Source organism: Sphingomonas sp. GM_Shp_1, assembly GCF_026540895.1.
In the GTDB taxonomy this organism is placed as follows: Bacteria; Pseudomonadota; Alphaproteobacteria; order Sphingomonadales; family Sphingomonadaceae; genus Sphingomonas.
Genome location: NZ_JALNUR010000026.1, coordinates 29,794 through 44,768 on the forward strand (window position 1 = coordinate 29,794; position 14,975 = coordinate 44,768).

Sequence of the window (14,975 nt, forward strand, 5' to 3'; positions counted from 1 at the left end):
ACAGACCGAGGAGAGAGCCCGTGACGATTCAGGACGCCATCAAGGCCCGCACCGCGCCGTTCAAGCAGCGCTACGCCAATTTCATCGGCGGGCGCTGGGTCGATCCGGTCGACGGACGCTGGTTCGACAACCGATCCCCCATCGACGGACAGGTGATCTGCCAGGTCGCGCGCAGCCAGGCCGCCGATGTCGAGCTGGCTCTGGACGCCGCGCACAAGGCCAAGGATGACTGGGGTCGCACCAGCGTCGCCGAGCGCGCGCTGATCCTCCACCGCATCGCCGACCGGATGGAGGAGAACCTATCGCTGCTCGCCACTGCCGAGACCTGGGACAATGGCAAGCCGATCCGCGAGACGACCGCCGCCGACCTGCCGCTCGCCATCGACCATTTCCGCTATTTCGCCGGATGCATCCGCGCACAGGAAGGCGGCATTTCCGAGATCGACCACGACACCGTCGCCTATCATTTCCACGAGCCGCTGGGCGTGGTGGGGCAGATCATCCCGTGGAATTTCCCGCTGCTGATGGCCTGCTGGAAGCTCGCGCCCGCACTGGCGGCGGGCAATTGCGTGGTGCTGAAACCCGCCGAGCAGACCCCCGCCTCGATCATGGTGCTGGCCGAACTGATCGCCGACCTGTTGCCCGAGGGCGTGCTCAACATCGTCAACGGCTATGGCATCGAAGCGGGCAAGCCGCTCGCCCAGAACCCGCGCATCGCCAAGATCGCCTTTACCGGAGAGACGACGACCGGCCAGCTCATCATGTCCTATGCCTCCGAAAACCTGATCCCGGTGACGCTGGAGCTGGGCGGCAAGAGCCCCAACATCTTCTTCGCCGATGTCGCTGCCGAGGATGACGATTATCTCGACAAGGCGATCGAGGGGTTCGCGATGTTCGCGCTCAACCAGGGCGAGGTCTGTACCTGCCCCAGCCGCGCACTGGTCCACGAATCCATCTATGACCGCTTCATGGAAAAGGCGGTCGCCCGCGTCGAGGCGATGATCCAGGGCGATCCACTCGATCCCGCCACCATGGTCGGCGCGCAGGCCTCGCAGGAGCAGATGGACAAGATCCTCGGCTATCTCGACATCGGTCGCGACGAGGGCGCCAAGGTGCTGACCGGCGGCACGCGGAACCGGCCCGAGGGGCTGGAGGGCTATTATGTCAAGCCGACCGTGCTCAGCGGCCACAACAAGATGCGCGTCTTCCAAGAGGAGATTTTCGGTCCCGTCGTCTCGGTCGCGACCTTCAAGGACGATGAGGAAGCGCTGCGCATCGCCAATGACACGCTCTACGGCCTGGGGGCGGGCGTCTGGACCCGCGACGGCACCCGCGCCTATCGCATGGGTCGCGCGATCCAGGCGGGGCGGGTGTGGACCAACTGCTACCATGCCTATCCGGCGCACGCGGCGTTCGGCGGCTACAAGCGCTCCGGCATCGGGCGCGAGACGCACCGAATGATGCTCTACCATTATCAGCAGACCAAGAATCTGCTGGTCAGCTACTCGGCCAAGAAGCTCGGCTTCTTTTGACCCCAGGCTTCATTTGACCCCGGTCAAGGCGGGGATCGGCCGCCGCGCCCATCCCCACCTCATCATCATCCGATAGGAGAAACACCATGGCGAAGACGATGAAAGCCGCCGTCGTGCGCGCGTTCGGCCAACCCCTTACCATCGACGAAGTCCCCGTGCCCGAAGTGACGGACGGCATGATCCAGGTCGCGATCCAGGCGTCGGGCGTCTGCCATACCGACCTGCATGCCGCCGAGGGCGATTGGCCGGTCAAGCCCAATCCGCCCTTCATTCCGGGGCATGAGGGCGTCGGCTATGTCTCGGCGGTCGGCAAGGGCGTGAAGCATATCAAGGAAGGCGACCGGGTCGGCGTGCCGTGGCTCTACACCGCCTGCGGTCACTGCGTGCACTGCCTGGGCGGGTGGGAGACGCTGTGCGAGAGCCAGCTCAACACCGGCTATTCGGTCAATGGCGGCTTTGCCGATTATGTCATCGCCGATCCGAACTTCGTCGGCCATCTGCCCGGCAATATCGGCTTTACCGAGATCGCGCCGGTGCTTTGCGCCGGGGTCACGGTCTATAAGGGGCTGAAGATGACCGATACCAAGCCGGGCGACACCGTCGTCATCTCCGGCATCGGCGGGCTCGGCCATATGGCGGTGCAATATGCGGTCGCCATGGGCCTGAACGTCGCGGCGGTCGATGTCGACGACGCCAAGCTGGACCTTGCCCGGCGGCTGGGGGCGAAGGTCACGGTCAATGCCCGAACCGAGGCCGATCCGGCGGCGGCGATCAAGCGCGAGACCGGCGGCGGGGCGCAGGGCGCGCTCGTGACCGCCGTCAGCGAAAAGGCGTTCGCCCAGGCCGTCGGCATGATGGCGCGCGGCGGCACCGTCGCGCTCAACGGCCTGCCGCCGGGCGACTTTCCGCTCAACATTTTCGGGCTGGTGCTGAACGGCATCACCGTGCGCGGGTCGATCGTCGGCACCCGGCTCGACCTTCAGGAGTCGCTCGACTTCGCCGACGACGGCAAGGTGAAGGCGACGGTCGCGAGCGCCCCGCTGGCCGAGGTCAACCAGGTGTTCGACCGGATGCGCCGAGGTCAGATCGAGGGGCGCATCGTCCTAGACCTGGCGGCCTGAAATCGCGGCGGGCGGTGGCGTGCGGGGACCGGGCGGAAAGGCGAAACGCCGTGCGGCCAGCGCAATGAGGAAGGCGATCAGCGCCAACGCGGCGACTGCGGGCGGCAGCAGCGACGTCCTGCCGGTCGTGAGCAACGTGCCGCCCAACGCCCCGCCCGCCGCGATCGCCAGGTTCCACGCCGTGGTCACCATCGCTTGCGCCAAATCGACGCCATCGCCCGCCGCGTCCGCCGCGTCCGCCGACGCCGTCTGCATCATCGCCCCGGCACCGCCGAAGCCCAGTCCCCAGATGGCGGCAGCAACATAGACGGCGACGCCTTGTTCGCCGGCGATCGTCAGGAGAAAGGCGACCGCCGCGAACGATCCGATCGCGAGCAGCACCAGCACGCGCAGCATCCGATCGACCAGTCGCCCGACGACCCAGATGCCGGCAAGCGAACTGACGCCGAAGGTCAGCAGAACCAGATCGGTCCGCGCCCCCGCGGCCATCGCGAACGGTGCGATATAGGTATAGAGGATATTGTGCGCCGTCATCCATGTCAGGATGACGAGCAGGATCGGCGCGACGCCCGGCGTAGCGATGACCTGGCGCAGCGAGGAGCGAGCGTCTGCCGCCCGACCGGGCGCGTCGGGCACCTTGGCGATGATCCAGCCGATCAGGGCGATGCTGAGCGCGGATAGGATCAGGAACGATCCGCGCCACCCGACCAGCCCCCCGAGAAAGGTGCCCAGGGGGACACCCAGCGAGAGCGCCAGCGGCACGCCGACCATCGCAAGGGCCATCGCCGGGCCGGTCTGGTCCGGTCGCACGATGCTGCGCGCATAGCCTGCGAGGATCCCCCAGGCGAGCCCCGCCGCGCATCCGGCGACGAACCGCGCGACCAAGATGACGGCGACGGATCCGGCCCATGCCGTCAGGGTGTTGCCGACGACAAAGCAGACGATCGTCGCCAGCAGAACGCTGCGTCTCGGAAGGCCTTGGGTCAGGCTTGTGAGCGGGATCGCCGCCAGCAAGGACCCAAGCGCATAGACCGCGACGAGCTGTCCCGCCATCGCCTCGGATATCCGCAGTCCAGCGGCGATTTGCGGCAGCAAGCCAGCGGGAAGCGTCTCGGTCACGATGCACAGGAAACCGCTGGCGGCGAGGCCCGACAGCGCTGCCCTGGGGAGATGGGCGCGCGGTGCCGACTCGGCTTCGACGCGGCTTGGCGAGGAGGAAGGCGGCATGATGGTCCTTGTCCGTCGGTTCGATGCCTGCCCGCGCCGGGGCGATCCGGGGCATGGCGATTTCTATGAATGGTCGCTATACAAATGCCATGACGCGATGCAAATGGATTCTGTAATGGCCGTTAACGAAAATAAGCGACTGCGGGGACGACCACGCGCATTCGCGCTCGACGCGGCGGTCGAGGTCGGGCAGCACCTGTTCCATGAGCATGGTTATGAGAAGGTCAGCGTGGCGGCGCTGACGGAGGCGATCGGGATCACCCCGCCGAGCTTCTACGCGGCCTTCGGCAGCAAGACCGCCTTCTTCAATGACGCATTGCAACGTTATGCGGCCACCGTCGTGCCGTTGGATCGCTTCCTGATCGCAGGCAACGCGCCCCTGCCTGCCCTCGCCGACATGCTACGCGCTGCGGCCCATGCTTATGCCGTCCATCCGCAGCGGCGCGGTTGCCTGATCCTCGAACATGCCAAGACCGTGACGACCGATTGGGGCATCGCGGCTGCGCAGATCGCGGGGGAGAACCGCGAGAAAGTGCAGGCGTTTCTAACGGAGTCCGGTGTCGAGACGCCCGGACGTATCGCCGATTACGTCGCGACCACGATGCTCGGCCTATCCGCTGCGGCCCGAGAGGGATGGGACGAGGCAAGACTCCTCGCCGTCGCGGAAACGGCGAAGATAGCGTTAGACAATTCTCGGCTTCACTAAGGTTGAGCGAGGAGTATAGGGATCCCGCGAGCGCACTCCCCTCACCCCGTTCCGACTCAGCCTTTGCCGCGCAAAGACCAAGTCTGCGCAACCCTCCCCCCTCTACGAGGGGCGAGGGAAAAGAAGGGCGTGTCCGAACGTCTATCGGCCCAAGACCACCGCGCTCTGCGCCGGACCTGTCGGACCCGCACGATGTGACGCGGAACGGTCATGGTTCTGACCCACCCGTGAAGCCGAAGCTCCATGGCGCTGCAACAAAACTTCCCTAGCGCCCGGCCCACAGACGCCGAAAGAGCCGTCTTCCAGGGAAAGCTTCTTCATGACATTCGCTACCGCCAGCGCCGTCGTCGCGCTGCACATTCTGTCGATGCCCCCCGTTTCGGCGCAAGCCGTTGCACCCCAGGCGGATCCGCGGGTCGACCAGGCGACGCCGGATGCCGTCGAACGAGACGACGTCGTCGTGACCGGCACGCGCGAACGCGGCCGCACGCAGTTCGATACGCTGGCCCCGGTCGATGTGCTGCCGGAGACGCTGTTGCGCTCCGCCGTATCGGGCGATCTCAACAACGCGCTCGCCCAGTTGCTGCCGTCGTTCAATGTCCAGCGGCTGCCCGCCGCCGACGGACAGGCCTTCGTTCGCCCGGCGACGCTTCGCGGCCTGTCGGCCGACCAGACGCTCGTGCTCGTCAACGGCAAGCGCTACCATCGCTCGGCGCTGCTCGGCACGCGCGGTGCGCAGGCGCCCGATCTCGCCAGCATTCCCAGCCTCGCGATCAAGCGCATCGAGGTACTGCGCGACGGCGCGTCGGCGCAATATGGCTCGGACGCGATCGCGGGCGTCATCAATATCATCCTCGACGATCAGCCGGGGATGGAGGCCTATGGCCAGTTCAGCCAATATTATGCCGGGGACGGCAACAACTACCAGTCCGGCGCACGCGGCGGCATCGCGCTCGACGACAAGGGCGCGATCGTCTTCACCGGCCAGTTCGAACATGGCGAGGCGACATCTCGCACCCGTCAGCGCCCCGACGCCCTCGCCTTCCAGGCGGCGAACCCGACCATCGCCGTGCCCAACCCGGTGCAGCGCTGGGGCCAACCCGACGAAGAGCGGGTGCGCGGCGCGGTCGACATGCATTACGACCTTGCCGAGGCCGCCACGGTCTACGCCTTCGGCACCGTGCAACAGGGCGAAGGACTGACCGACTTCAACTGGCGCAACCCCAGCAACACCGGCAGCGTCTACAATAGCAGCAGCGCCTTTCCGGGATTCAATTTCCGCAGCCTCTATCCGGCGGGCTTCACCCCGCGCTTCGGCACGCAATTCGCCGATCTGCAACTCGTCAGCGGCCTGCGCGGCAATCTGTCGGACGCGCTGAGCTACGATCTCAGCGCGTCGTCGGGACGCAGCCGCATCGACTATACGATCGCCGAAACGCTCAACGCCTCGCTCGGGCCCGCCAGCCCGACCAGTTTCTACCTGGGCCGCCTGACCCAGCGTGAGACCAACCTCAACGCCGATTTCGTCTATCGCCTGCCCGTCGGCGGCGTCGAGCCGCTGAACATCGCCTTTGGCGGCGAACGGCGGATCGAGCGCTACGCGGTCGGCGTCGGCGATCCCGCCTCCTATGCGATCGGTGCGGGCGCCGCGACCGGCCTTGCTCCCAATTCGAACGGCTTCCCCGGCTTCGGTCCGCAGCAGGCCGGCCATTTCCAGCAGACGAGCAACGCCGGTTATGTCGATCTCGGATGGCATCCGGTGACGATGCTCACGCTCGGCGCGGCGGGCCGCTACGAGGATTTCTCCAGCTTCGGGGACAAGTTCACCTATAAATTCTCAGGTAGGGTCGAGCCGGTCGAATGGCTGGCGCTGCGCGGCACCTATTCCACCGGTTTCCGCGCGCCGACCCCGGCCCAGCTCAATACGCGGGTAGTGAGCCAAGGCCTCGACACCCGCACGTTGCAGGTCTTCAACCAGGGCCGCCTCGCCCCCACCGACCCGCTCGCGGTCGCGCTGGGTGCCAAGCCGCTGCGTCCCGAAACCTCGCGCAACATCAGCGCCGGTCTCGTTGCGCAGACCCATATCGGGCTGGCTGCGACGGTCGACCTCTACCAGATCGACGTCGATGACCGGTTCAGCCAGTCGGCGACGATCGCCATTCCGTCGGGCTTCGCCAATCCCAACCGCTTCACCTCGATCAGCTATTTCACCAACGACTTCAACACCCGCACGCGCGGCGTCGATGTCGTGGTCAGCTATGCGCGTACCCTGGGCGGCGGCCGGGCCAGCGCGACGCTGGCCTATAATTACAACCGCACCACGGTGCGCAGCGGAACGAGCGCGGCGATCGCCAACGATACGCAGCGCCGCATTTTCCAGGAACGCCTGCCCCAACACAATGCGACCGGTACGCTCGGCTATGACATCGGGCCGGTCGGCGTGATGCTGCGCGGCCGCTATTATGGGCCCTGGACCGACGTGACGGGCAATTCGACCGGCGAGCTGTTCCAGCGCTTCGGCGGGCTGGCGCTGCTCGACGCCTCGCTGACCTATCGCATGACGTCGAACATCTCGATCCGGGGCGGCGCCGAGAACGTCTTCGGCACCTATCCGGCGGAGGCGACGAACCAGGCCAATCGCGGCCTGATCTATTCGCGCAACGCGCCCTACGATACCGATGGTGGTCGCTATTATGTCCGGCTGGGGTTGAGCTTCTGATGATCGACCGGCGCGCGCTGCTGGCCGGCGGGATGGCCGCCACCCTCCCGCTGCCCGCGCGCGCCGGTGGTCCGGCACGCCCCGCTCCGGACGACGAGGCGTTCTGGGCGAGCGTCGCTGCGGACTATGACGTGCCGCAAGACGTCATCCAGCTCGAAAACGGCAATTGGGGCGCCATGCCCCGCCCCGTCCGCGCCGCCTATGAGCAGGCGGTCGCGCGGGTGAACCGCGACACCAGCTATTATACCCGCCGCGGCATGCTGGCCGACCTTTTCGCCGCCCGCGCCGCCATCGCAGCCGAACTCGGCGTGCCTGCCGACGAGATCGCTTTTACACGCAACGCCACCGAGGCGCTCAAGGCACTGATCCTCGGTTACAATCGCCTGTCGCCAGGCGATGCGATTCTCTATGCCGACCTCGACTATGACAGCATGCAGTCTTGCATGGAGAGCCTCGCGCACCGTTGCGGCGTTCGCGTCCGCCGCATCGCGCTGCCCGAACCGGCGACCCGCGCCAGCCTGATCGACGCCTATGCGCAGGTCATGGCGGACGAGCCCCGGCTGAAGCTGATCCTTCTCACCCATATGAGCCATCGCACCGGCCTGGTGATTCCGGTCAGGGAGATCGCCGCGATGGCGCGCGCACGTGGCATCGACGTCATCGTCGACGCTGCCCATAGCTGGCAACAGCTCGACTTCGCCCTGCCCGATCTGGATTGCGACTTCGTCGGGCTGAACGGCCACAAATGGCTCGGCGCCCCGCTCGGCGTCGGCATCCTCCATATCCGCAAAAGCGCGCTCGCCCGGATCGACCGCGATCCCGCCGAAGACGCGGCCGGTCCCGACACCATCATGGCGCGCATCCACACCGGCACGCTCGATTACGCCTCCTGGCTCACCGTTCCCGCCGCGCTCGCCTTCCAGCACCGGATCGATCGCACCGCCCGGGCCGCACGCCTGCGCGCGCTTCGCGACCGCTGGGTCCGGCGGGCACGAGCCACCCCCAACCTCGAAATCCTCACGCCGGATGATCCGGCCTTGCACGGCGCGATCACGTCGTTTCGCTTCCACGGTGGCGACAGCCCGCAGGCCAACGCAGCGATCGCACAGCGCCTGCTCGACCGGCATGGCATCTTTACCGTTCATCGGACAGGGTTGGCCAAAGGCGCCTGTGTCCGCGTGACACCTTCCCTGTTCACCCCGATGACCGACATGGACCGCCTGGTCGATGCCCTATGGGATCTGTCCGGGACCACCTCATCCTGAGCGTCTGAACCTTACCGATCAAAATGGGATGCGCGTCGGCCCGCAGAAACAGATTCGGATCCCGCGACGCCAAAATCTGCTGGTATGACCCGAGAAGCCAGCAAATGGGTTGGGCTGCAACGATCAGTCGTGGAGCCTCCCAGGATGCAAATCCGCTCCAAGTTACTATACAACCGGTAGTTCTTTTTGATGCGCTGGGATGTCTTGGGACATGCTGGCAAACGGGCCGGCCCGGGGCGGCAATTCCTCACTTAAGGACTTCCCGCTTCCTCCAACTGGCAACATACACCGTTGGCGATCGCGTGGTGCTTCGCGCCGCTCGCGGCACCTTCCGCCTATCGCCATGTTGGCCTTTCAACCGCCACGTCGGCTTGCAACCGTGCTACGAGGTTCGCCGCGTCAGCGGCTGGGCAGTGACGAAACTATCGCGCGACCACTGCGAAGTCGCCGGGCGTCAGCCCCTCGACGGTGGCGACGCACGCCGGGGCGGGCCTACCGGAAAAGCGCTGGAAAGCGACGGCGGCGCGCTCGGCCCCGAGCGGCTTCAGCCGCAGTTTGAAGACGAACCGCCGCAATGTCGCGGGATCCGGTGCGGCCCGTGGCGACCACCGACAGCGGATGCAGATCGAGCCATGTCAGCAACTCATTGACTTGTCCGACTTTCCAACTGGTCCGCGCGAAGCCATCACGCCGTCGCGGACCGGCGGTCGATCTCGACTGGGGTATAGCCCATGGCCGGCGCGACACGGAACGTCAGTGCGTCGCATAGCTGCCGCCGACCGACGTAATCGTCTGCCCCATCATGTTGCACGGCGATGCCAGCCTTCTCCAGCATCTGGACCGCCGCCAAGAAGGCCCGCCGCGTGACCCGGATATCCATCGGCGCGTCCTGTCGAGGCGTGGGAAAATGCGCGTCGAGCGTCTCGAGCAGCAGCGTCGTGCCACGGCGAAGCGAGGCGACCGGCGCGGAGTCGATCAGGGACGCATAGCGGTCATGGTCGAGCGCGGTGTCGATCAGCGTGACGAGATCGAGCAGGACGAAGCCGAAGCGCGACACCGCATAGCGCGGATCGTGGAAGCGGAAGTAGAAGAGCAGCGGGTAGAAATGATGCGCTTCCTTGGTGGCGGCGAGCGAGGGGACGAGGTTGCCGAGTTCGCTAGCCGCATTGCCCGCTTCCCCGCCGGGCATCAGTCGCGCCAGCATCACCGCCGCGTCGCCCGTGCCCTCGGTCATCAGGTCGATGGTCAGCGCCAGCGCGTTGCGTTCGCGCAGCGCTGAATAGACCTGGACAAGGTAGCTCAGCACCAGCGACAGGACCGACGCGCCGATCAGCGAGTTGACGAGGAACAGCAGGCGCGTGCGCGCCAGTCCACGCGACGCCTGCGCCCCTTTCGGCAGGCCCGACCGGTCGGAATAGTCGCGGTCGGTGCCCGGTTCGCGCCGGTGCGTTGCCTTCACCCCCTTGAATGCGGCAATGTCGAGCAGCGTGATCCCGGCGACCAGCGCGGTCGCGATCGCGGCATTACGCCACTTGGGATTGTCACGGTGCAGTGCCCCGGCGAGCGTGGCGAGGTCGAGCGCATCACCCCCGATCCGCGCAGCCAGCCCGACCGGCTTGTCGATCGACAGCGTCGGCACCGCGCTGGCCAGTTCGCGGGCGCCATAGGCGCGGATCAGCCCTTCCTTGTCGTCGAGCCCCAGCGCGTGGGCGAGGCGGCCGGGCGCAATCAGTTCGGTCAGGCCTAGCCCGACCGAGAACCAGCCGAGCGCGCGTGCCAGCCGGTCGGGACCCGTCAGCGAACTCGGCCCCTTGCGTACGACCTTCGGGTCGCCCTCCGAACGGGCGATGCCGGTGATGGTGGTGAGTGACATGGCGGCTTCCTTTACGGTTGGAGCATGACCTTGACGCAGCCGTCCGCCTTGTCGCGGAAGGTCGCGTACATCTCGGGTCCCTTGGACAGGTCGACCTTGTGCGTGATGACGAAGGAGGGATCGATCTGCCCGTCCTCGATCCGGCGGAGCAGGTCGCCGGTCCAGCGCGGGACATGCGCCTGCGCCATGCGGAAGGTCAGCCCCTTGTTCATCGCCTGCCCCATCGGGATCTTGTCGACCAGGCCCAGATAGACGCCGATGATCGAGATGACGCCGCCCGGGCGGCAGACATAGATCATCTCGCGTAGCACATGCGGTCGGTCGTTCTCGGCCATCAGCATCTGCTTGGCGCGGTCGAGCACGGTGTCGGGCTGGCCGAAACTGACATGGGCCTCGGTGCCGACCGCATCGATGCACCGGTCCGGCCCCTTGCCCTTGGTAAGTTCGTTCAGCCGCTCGACGACGCCCTCCTCGGTGAAGTCGATCGTGATCGCGCCGGCGGCGGCCGCCATCGACAGGCGTTCGGGCAGGTGATCGATCGCCACCACCTGCCCGGCCCCGAGCAGGATCGCCGAGCGGATCGTCATCTGCCCCACCGGGCCGCAGCCCCAGACCGCGACCGTGTCGCCGGGCTGGATGTCGGCCTGCACCGCCGCCTGCCAGCCGGTCGGCAGGATGTCGGACAGGAACAGCAGTTTCTCGTCGTCGATGCCGCCCGGTACCTTGATATGCGTGGTGTCGGCGAAGGGTACGCGCAGATACTCGGCCTGCCCACCGGGATAGCCGCCGGTCAGATGCGTATACGGGATGCGTCCCACCCCGGTCGACCGGCGCGGTCTCCGCCTTGCGGACATAGCCGTCGCCATAGCGGTCCTTGAACGACTCGTCGGTACGGACCCAGCCCAGCTCGGCCAGCGTCTTGTCGGTGTCCGCCGCCGCCTTCAGGTCGTCTTCCTCGGCGACGATGCGGACCAGCATCGGGCTGGCGACGTCGGGCCCGTAATTCAGGTCGGTCCACCAGCGCGCAGGGCCCGCGTTGAAGCTGTCCGACAGCATGTCCGCGTCGGCCTTCACCACCTCCAGCTTGACGTCGGCATGGACCTCGCCCTGGGCGCGGCTCGATCCGTTGTCGGTGGTCATCGTCTGGGACAGGATGATCTTGGCGATGCAGCCGTCCATGTACCGGCAGACGGCGGCGAAATCCGCGCCCGACTGGGCGAGCGTCAGCAGCTCGACGTCCATCCCCGCCGGGATCGCGAAGCCGCTGTCGTTGGCGATCGCCTGGATCGCGGCCAGCAGCTTGTCGATGTCCTTGGCGGTCGACCCGCGCGGATACGTGCCCTTGGCGGTCGGCACCGAGAATTTGTCGAGGAAGATATTCCAGAAGCGGACGCCGTTCCGCTTGAACAGCGTCGGCCAGTAGAGCCATTCCGCCAGCCCCTCGCCATAAACCTGATCGTCGTCGGTTCCGCCCGCGCGGACGACCCAGAATTTGCGGTCGGGCACCGGCTCGCCCTGCGGCGCGGCGCGGGTCAGCAGGCGCAACCGGTCGTTCCTGTCGAACCGGAACCGACGGGCATGGCGGACATGCACCGGGCGGCATTTTTCCCCCGGCACCCAGTCGAGCAGCCCGTCCAGCGCACCCCAGTTCAGCTCGGCGACCGAGATGCCGTAGAAGCTGGCCCACAGCATCTTTTCGGTGACGAGGTCCCAGCCGACCCGCTCCAGCGTCTCCTTGAACGCCTGGGCGGCCTCGACCGAGCGCGCATCCTCCTCGTCGCCGGGCAGCACGTCCCATTCCCGGCTGACCACGGCACGGATGCGCTGTTCCATGCAGGACTTGACCTGATCGTCCTTGCGGATGCGCTCGTACACGCCCCAGTCGGTCGCACCCTACAGCTTGGGGTCGCGCGGCTGTTGCAGTTCCTGGACGAAAGGCCGCGTGATATCGCGCCCGTCGCCGGTCGAGGCGATTTCCATCGACAGCTCCGCCGGAAGGGCGACCGCCTTCGCGCCAGGCGCGGACCTCGGCGCGCAGATTGTCGCCGATCGGCGCATCGGCGCTGTCGGCGGCGATCAGCAGCCCGCCCGCCGTGTCCCATTCCTTGCCCAGGGTCAGGCGCACGACATGGTGGTCCGGCGACATACACGCGTCGATTGTGGCGGCGGGCAAGTAGACGCCCGATCCCTTGGAGGGGATGACGTCCAGTTCCTCCTCGGCTGCGTCGCCATAGGTCTTGCGCAGCTTGGCTTCCCAGGCTGCCTCGGCCTCGGGGGACCACTCCTTGCCGTTGACGAGGCAAATGCGCTGGTAGAGCCCCTGCGCGAGGGCATCCTTGAGCGTCAGGCGATAGACATAGCCCTCGCGCTTGCCCGCCCGAATGTCCTGGATGAGCTGGTTGAACGCATTGTCCTCGCCGTTATGGGTCGAGATGACGACGACACGCCCGCCCCACATGAGCATGGCGAGCGCCGCCTTCAGCAGCTCGTCTAGGTCGTCGTGGAACGCGGCCTCGTCGATGATGATGAGACCCTGTCGACCACGGATCGAGCGGGGGCGGGACGACAGGGCGACGACCGAATAGCCGGACGGCAGGTCGATGCGCAGAGCCTTGATGCCCTTCTCGGACCCGTCGTCGTAAAGGAACTCGTTGCCGCCGGGCGATGCGAGGTGGAACGCCTTGGTGAAGTCGCCGCACGACGTGATGAACTCGCGCGCCATGTCCACGGGCTCGTCGCCTATTACGAGCTGACCGACGTCACCGACCAGGGCTATGCCGATGCCAAGGTTTCCGACGAAGCCGCCGCCCGCGCGGCGCAGGACAGCGCGCTGGCCAGTCGCATCTCGACGACCGAGAGCACGCTCAACGGCCAATCGGCGCGCATCACGGAACAGGCGACGACGATCGCCGATCACACCGGCAAGCTCGGGGCCTATTGGCGCGTCGGGGCCGATGCGGGCGACAACCGCGTCAACCTGACGGTCTGGGCGGATGCGAACCGTGGCGGGGGCGTCAATATCGGGGGCGACCTGCGCGTCGACGGCTCGATCATCCTGACCGGGACGATCTACACCAACGCGCTGGTCAGCAACGCGGTCACCGCCTCGACGGTCGCGCAATATGCCGATCGCTACATGACCGAGACCCAGTGGGACACCGAGCGACTGTCGCTCTGGTCGACGGGCGGGCGGCTGCGGGTCGACATGCAGTTCGACGCCTATGCCTCGGTCTCCGGCGGCGGCCAGCTCCAGGCGCAGCTCTTCCGCGTCGTCGACGGCAATGTGTCGCCCGCCGGTCGCCTGATCCAGGCCGGGCAGACCCAGCAGCCTTACGGCCTTTGGGTGGTCGAGGATCAGCGCGCCGGGCTGGTCAGCTATTTCGTCCGGTTCAACCGCACCTCGAACAGCGGCGGGCATCAGATCAACTCCCCCCAGATTTCCATCCAGGAGTTCAAACGGTGATCGAATATTGGGTCGTCTATCACGAGGAGACGGGCGAGGCGCGCTGGCGCGGCTCCGGCCCGCCGGGCTCGCACGGTTTCCAGACCCTGCCCGACGGCGCGCGACTGGCCGTGGTTCCGCAGGCGGTGGTGGCGGGGGAAGAGCTCGACCTGGACGCGCTGCGCGTCGCCGTGTGCGAGCATATCGACGCGGAGGCGGAGGCGCAGCGCGCCCGGGTGCTGACCCTCTCGCCCGGCCAGGCCCTGACCTACCAGGCCAAGGAAGCCGAGGCCCGGGCGGTCGTCGCGGGCGGCGCGGCGGGGCCGTATCGTGAAGGCTTGCGACCCGTCGTCACCGGGGCGTCCTATGCCGAAGTCCGTGACCAGCTCAGCGCGCTGTCGACCGGCGTGCCCGCCGACCACAATCTGTCGTTCCACGTCGCCTCGATCCTCGCCGCGATGGACCGGCTGGACCACCGGCCTGCGCCTCGCCATGGGCTATCCGCAATATGCGCCCATCGGCAATCCGATCGCCTATGCCTCGGGCGGGCGCAAGAACTTCGCCGAGGCGCTCGAGATCGCCGCCATCGTCGAGCAGACCAACCGCGACTTCGTGCTGGTCCAGTTCGACCTGCCCATCGCCGACGGGCCGGTCGGCATCTCGCTCGCCACCCGCGGCAACATCCTTGTCGACTGGCACGCGGACGTGCAGCCCTACCTCGCCAGCGATGACGGGGTCATCGAACTGCTCAGCGACACGCATCGTTGGTCGGTCGGGCCGCGCGCCATCCTGACCGCGTCGCCGCTGCCGTCCCGCAGCCGCATCAAACGCGGCATCGAACGCGCGCATCGGCGCTGGCGGGAAGCCGCGGATCAGATGCGCGGCATCGAATTGCACGGCTCCCTCTTCATCCCCGCCGGGGGCAGCTACTCCGACGCGATACCGACGGAGGTGGTGCGGGCGGCAGCGTGAGGCGTCGTCAGCCTCGTTGGCGCTTAAAGTGTGCGTACCGTCAACGCTGACAGGACTGTCACATCGTTGGTGGTCGATTGGACGACAGCGTTCAATCGACCACCAGCCCGTCCACTTT

The 14,975-nt window shown here is 66.9% G+C and carries 13 protein-coding genes and 1 pseudogene; 8 read left to right on the forward strand and 6 right to left on the reverse strand.

Annotated elements, in window-relative coordinates:
- Positions 1 to 20 precede the first annotated feature (20 nt).
- Positions 21 to 1,532, forward strand: a complete 1,512-nt coding sequence (gene adh / locus OXQ33_RS13045) for an aldehyde dehydrogenase (RefSeq protein ID WP_267435129.1) — start codon at positions 21 to 23, stop codon at positions 1,530 to 1,532.
- An 86-nt stretch (positions 1,533 to 1,618) separates the two neighbouring features.
- Positions 1,619 to 2,653, forward strand: a complete 1,035-nt coding sequence (locus tag OXQ33_RS13050) for a zinc-dependent alcohol dehydrogenase (RefSeq protein ID WP_267435130.1) — start codon at positions 1,619 to 1,621, stop codon at positions 2,651 to 2,653.
- On the opposite strand, the gene OXQ33_RS13055 is transcribed toward OXQ33_RS13050, so the two are convergent.
- Entirely contained in the window at positions 2,636 to 3,880 is a 1,245-nt protein-coding gene (locus OXQ33_RS13055) for an MFS transporter (protein ID WP_267435131.1), read from the reverse strand. The genes OXQ33_RS13050 and OXQ33_RS13055 overlap by 18 nt on opposite strands.
- On the opposite strand from OXQ33_RS13055, the gene OXQ33_RS13060 reads away from it, so the two are divergent.
- From OXQ33_RS13060 to OXQ33_RS13070, 3 genes are all read left to right on the forward strand, one after another.
- The gene (locus OXQ33_RS13060) at positions 3,879 to 4,586 is read left to right on the forward strand and encodes a TetR/AcrR family transcriptional regulator (protein ID WP_267435132.1); all 708 of its coding nucleotides are present in this window, start codon (positions 3,879 to 3,881) and stop codon (positions 4,584 to 4,586) included. The two genes, OXQ33_RS13055 and OXQ33_RS13060, sit on opposite strands and share 2 nt — an antisense overlap.
- A gap of 319 nt (positions 4,587 to 4,905) precedes the next feature.
- A complete protein-coding gene (locus OXQ33_RS13065) occupies positions 4,906 to 7,305 on the forward strand; it encodes a TonB-dependent receptor (RefSeq protein ID WP_267435133.1) in 2,400 nt (799 codons plus the stop codon).
- Entirely contained in the window at positions 7,305 to 8,570 is a 1,266-nt protein-coding gene (locus tag OXQ33_RS13070; RefSeq protein ID WP_267435134.1) for an aminotransferase class V-fold PLP-dependent enzyme, read from the forward strand. Before OXQ33_RS13065 ends, OXQ33_RS13070 begins: the two co-directional genes overlap by 1 nt.
- A gap of 422 nt (positions 8,571 to 8,992) precedes the next feature.
- Here OXQ33_RS13070 and OXQ33_RS13075 read toward each other — a convergent pair whose 3' ends face one another.
- From OXQ33_RS13075 to OXQ33_RS13090, 4 genes and pseudogenes are all read right to left on the reverse strand, one after another.
- Positions 8,993 to 9,145 carry a hypothetical protein gene (locus tag OXQ33_RS13075; RefSeq protein ID WP_267435135.1) on the reverse strand — a complete coding sequence of 51 codons (153 nt, stop codon included), beginning with the start codon at positions 9,143 to 9,145 and terminating at the stop codon, positions 8,993 to 8,995.
- 110 nt (positions 9,146 to 9,255) lie between these two features.
- Positions 9,256 to 10,443 (reverse strand): hypothetical protein, encoded by a 1,188-nt coding sequence (locus OXQ33_RS13080; protein ID WP_267435142.1) that lies wholly within the window; start codon positions 10,441 to 10,443, stop codon positions 9,256 to 9,258.
- 11 nt (positions 10,444 to 10,454) lie between these two features.
- Positions 10,455 to 11,261: a zinc-binding dehydrogenase gene (locus tag OXQ33_RS13085; RefSeq protein WP_267435141.1), complete on the reverse strand. Its 807-nt coding sequence runs from the start codon at positions 11,259 to 11,261 to the stop codon at positions 10,455 to 10,457.
- 103 nt (positions 11,262 to 11,364) lie between these two features.
- Positions 11,365 to 12,276 (reverse strand): annotated as a pseudogene (locus OXQ33_RS13090) (DUF935 family protein); the annotation flags it as partial.
- A 109-nt stretch (positions 12,277 to 12,385) separates the two neighbouring features.
- Here OXQ33_RS13090 and OXQ33_RS13095 point away from each other — a divergent pair.
- Positions 12,386 to 12,937 carry a hypothetical protein gene (locus OXQ33_RS13095; RefSeq protein ID WP_267435136.1) on the forward strand — a complete coding sequence of 184 codons (552 nt, stop codon included), beginning with the start codon at positions 12,386 to 12,388 and terminating at the stop codon, positions 12,935 to 12,937.
- A gap of 6 nt (positions 12,938 to 12,943) precedes the next feature.
- Positions 12,944 to 13,906 carry a hypothetical protein gene (locus tag OXQ33_RS13100; protein WP_267435137.1) on the forward strand — a complete coding sequence of 321 codons (963 nt, stop codon included), beginning with the start codon at positions 12,944 to 12,946 and terminating at the stop codon, positions 13,904 to 13,906.
- Here OXQ33_RS13100 and OXQ33_RS13105 read toward each other — a convergent pair.
- Positions 13,861 to 14,379, reverse strand: coding sequence for a hypothetical protein (locus tag OXQ33_RS13105; RefSeq protein WP_267435138.1), 519 nt, complete (start codon positions 14,377 to 14,379; stop codon positions 13,861 to 13,863). The two genes, OXQ33_RS13100 and OXQ33_RS13105, sit on opposite strands and share 46 nt — an antisense overlap.
- Here OXQ33_RS13105 and OXQ33_RS13110 point away from each other — a divergent pair.
- Positions 14,378 to 14,857: a hypothetical protein gene (locus tag OXQ33_RS13110; protein WP_267435139.1), complete on the forward strand. Its 480-nt coding sequence runs from the start codon at positions 14,378 to 14,380 to the stop codon at positions 14,855 to 14,857. The two genes, OXQ33_RS13105 and OXQ33_RS13110, sit on opposite strands and share 2 nt — an antisense overlap.
- Positions 14,858 to 14,975: the final 118 nt, after the last annotated feature.

Excerpts from the sequence above, each read along its gene's own strand:
- OXQ33_RS13065 (WP_267435133.1), top strand. The coding sequence starts at position 4,906 with ATGACATTCGCTACCGCCAGCGCCGTCGTCGCGCTGCACATTCTGTCG.
- OXQ33_RS13050 (WP_267435130.1), top strand. The coding sequence starts at position 1,619 with ATGGCGAAGACGATGAAAGCCGCCGTCGTGCGCGCGTTCGGCCAACCC.
- OXQ33_RS13080 (WP_267435142.1), bottom strand. The coding sequence starts at position 10,443 with ATGTCACTCACCACCATCACCGGCATCGCCCGTTCGGAGGGCGACCCG.
- OXQ33_RS13105 (WP_267435138.1), bottom strand. The coding sequence starts at position 14,379 with ATGGCGAGGCGCAGGCCGGTGGTCCAGCCGGTCCATCGCGGCGAGGAT.
- OXQ33_RS13110 (WP_267435139.1), top strand. The coding sequence starts at position 14,378 with ATGGGCTATCCGCAATATGCGCCCATCGGCAATCCGATCGCCTATGCC.
- OXQ33_RS13055 (WP_267435131.1), bottom strand. The coding sequence starts at position 3,880 with ATGCCGCCTTCCTCCTCGCCAAGCCGCGTCGAAGCCGAGTCGGCACCG.
- OXQ33_RS13070 (WP_267435134.1), top strand. The coding sequence starts at position 7,305 with ATGATCGACCGGCGCGCGCTGCTGGCCGGCGGGATGGCCGCCACCCTC.
- OXQ33_RS13060 (WP_267435132.1), top strand. The coding sequence starts at position 3,879 with ATGATGGTCCTTGTCCGTCGGTTCGATGCCTGCCCGCGCCGGGGCGAT.